The following is a 1,202-nucleotide window of genomic DNA, read 5'->3' on the forward strand; positions in this document are numbered from 1 at the left end:
CACGGTTCGGGCTTTGGCTGATTCTTGGTTCACTTAACCAACATTTTGATTGTTTTCTTAATCAAATTTGGTGTAACTTCTGGTTTATCTTATTGAATTTGCATAACAAAGCATTTAAGACGGATTCCCAACGCTCGGCGTTTTTGGTTTGCTTCAATTTCAGTGTTTACGGCACAATGCTTTTAGTTCAGTGGTCTGCGTTGCTCACCACTTAATGCGGCGTTAACTGCCCCAAGCAGATTGCACACAACGAGGAAAAATTGATGGATGAAAACGTTGTTGAAAAAGTTATAAATTCAAAGGTTGTTGAAAAAGCATACGATGATGCTATTTCTTCACCTATGGTTGAAGTAAGTAAAATTGGTGTTGATGTTGTTAAGTCTGCTAGGTTGCTGCTCGCTCCCTTACAAATAGCTGCTTCCTTCCAAGATCGGTTTGAGCTATTTCTTCAAAACCTGAATATAAGGGTTCCTGAACAAGAATTAGTTCAGGCTCCTGCAGAAGTAACTTCTGTTAGTTTAGAAAAGATGAAGTACTTGGATTCAGATAATCCATTGTGGAAAATGTTTGAAGAATTACTTATCAATGCATCTTCCAGTAAAACTCAGTCGAACGTTCATCCTTCGTTTGCTACGATCATCTCACAGCTTTCGCCTGATGAAGCGGTAATGTTATATGAACTAAGTTTTAAAGATTTTGATATTGAAGATAAAATGGATCTTAACCATTCCAATAATCGTTTTGAAAATCGTGTAATAACTAAAAATTCAATTCCTCTTGATCTGCTGGCTAACCCTGACTCGATTGATATTTACTATTCACATTTGGAATCGTTATCTTTAGTCCAATGGCCAGTTATAAAAGAAGACCCTATTTGGAATACGACTGCACCTGGAGTTAATAGAACACAGCTCGGGCTGAAACGTCATAGTAAAATGATGCTTACGGAGTTTGGTAAGTTATTTGTAAAAGCCACAATTCCCGTAGCTGGGTTTGAACAGGGCAGTTAACAAAGCATTTAAGAGTGATTCACAACGCTTGCCGTTTTCGCTTCGCTCAAAGTATAGGCAAGCGCCGCTCACACCTTAATGCGGCGTTATGTGTTTGATGGGTTTTTAAGGTCAACGCTACGATTTCATTGAGAATTCGTCCCGTGTTTTCGGCAAGTTGGCTTGGTCGAAATGGATGTTTGAACAACCTGA

Annotated in this window: 1 protein-coding gene; it reads left to right on the forward strand. The window is 38.9% G+C overall.

Features of this window, described 5'->3' with window-relative positions:
* Positions 1 to 263: 263 nt before the first annotated feature.
* Positions 264 to 1,010 carry an Abi-alpha family protein gene (locus AACW06_RS19620; protein WP_192076338.1) on the forward strand — a complete coding sequence of 249 codons (747 nt, stop codon included), beginning with the start codon at positions 264 to 266 and terminating at the stop codon, positions 1,008 to 1,010.
* The last annotated feature ends 192 nt before the right edge of the window (positions 1,011 to 1,202 follow it).

The sequence above is a fragment of the Vibrio sp. S12_S33 genome (assembly GCF_963889785.1).
Classification (GTDB): Bacteria; Pseudomonadota; Gammaproteobacteria; order Enterobacterales; family Vibrionaceae; genus Vibrio; species Vibrio aestuarianus.

Bases quoted from the DNA above. Each gene is read 5' to 3' on its own strand.
- AACW06_RS19620 (WP_192076338.1), top strand. From the start codon at position 264: ATGGATGAAAACGTTGTTGAAAAAGTTATAAATTCAAAGGTTGTTGAA.